At 58.3% G+C, this 1,305-nt stretch carries 1 protein-coding gene; it reads left to right on the plus strand.

Features of this window, described 5'->3' with window-relative positions; genetic code table 11:
* Positions 1-519: 519 nt before the first annotated feature.
* A partial coding sequence (gene ltrA, locus HZR81_RS23540; protein ID WP_500129390.1) for a group II intron reverse transcriptase/maturase occupies positions 520-1,305 on the plus strand: 786 nt, incomplete at its 3' end.

A 1,305-nucleotide genomic window follows, 5' to 3' on the forward strand; every position in this document is an offset into this window, starting at 1 on the left:
TGTGTGTCACGAACACAGGTCAGATGACCTGTGCTGCTGTGCCGAAGATGGAAGTAGGCCTTCCGAAGTCGGCTTGCAGGAGCGGACTTCAAACCACCCGGTGCTGCTGCATCCAAAAGGTGTGGTGGTGAGCGACCGAGGAAAAGTCATCCCTGAGGATGGCAGGTGAGTATGGAGAAGATGAGCGAAAGCAAACCGTCCGATGACGCATCGTTATGCCCAAGGTGCTGCCGAAACTGAGGTGGAGTACTGGCTTCAGGACAAGTCGGGGCGTTACCTGCTTACGGACCCGATGGCAGCCGGTGTATAGGCGGCATGATCTTCATACAGGCTTTGGTACGGAACGTGAGAACCTTGTTCCAGATGCGAAGGAAAATGACAAATGGCCAACACCATGAGGAAGAATACCGATGCTGGAACGAGGGGCGGAGCCTCCCGTAGTAGCGATGAAGCCTCTGTAATGGAGGTGGAGCGAAGGGGCGGCGTTATCCGGCCGACGAGCGTTGCCAACCTCCGGGGATGAGTGGCGTGAGCTCGGCGAAACCTTATGACATAGCGAAACGCACGGTATGGGACGCCTACCAGCAGGTCAGGGCCAACCGCGGTGCTGCCGGCATCGACGATGAAACCATCGCCGATTTCGAGCGGGATCTGTCTAAGAATCTCTACAAACTGTGGAATCGGATGTCGTCGGGGTCGTACTTCCCGCCTCCGGTCAAGCAAGTAGAAATTCCCAAGGCATCGGGAGGCACGCGCAAGCTGGGAGTGCCCACGGTTGGTGATCGTGTCGCGCAAACCGTGGTCAAGCTTCTCATCGAGCCGGAGCTGGACTCGATCTTCCACTCGGACTCCTATGGGTACCGGCCGGGACGATCAGCGAAGCAGGCGGTGGCGATCACGCGTGAGCGCTGCTGGCGATACGACTGGGTGGTGGAGTTTGATATCAAGGCAGCCTTCGATCAGATCAATCATGGGTTGCTGATGAAGGCGGTGCGCCTGCACATCAAGGAGGACTGGATACTTCTGTACATCGAGCGGTGGCTGGTTGCGCCGTTCGAAACGGATGACGGCATGCGCGTCCCACGCGAACGCGGCACCCCGCAAGGTGGAGTGATCAGTCCCCTCCTGATGAATCTGTTCATGCACTATGCCTTCGACACCTGGATGCAACGTACCAGCCCCAACTGCCCGTTTGCCCGCTACGCCGATGATGCGGTGGTGCACTGCCGCAGTCGAAAGCAAGCGGAGTACGTGATGCGCTCCATTGCTTCACGGCTGGCTGTCTGTGGCTTGACGATGCACCCG

Origin of the sequence: Pseudomonas sp. LM13 (assembly GCF_041381355.1) — a bacterium.
In the GTDB taxonomy this organism is placed as follows: domain Bacteria; phylum Pseudomonadota; class Gammaproteobacteria; order Pseudomonadales; family Pseudomonadaceae; genus Stutzerimonas; species Stutzerimonas frequens.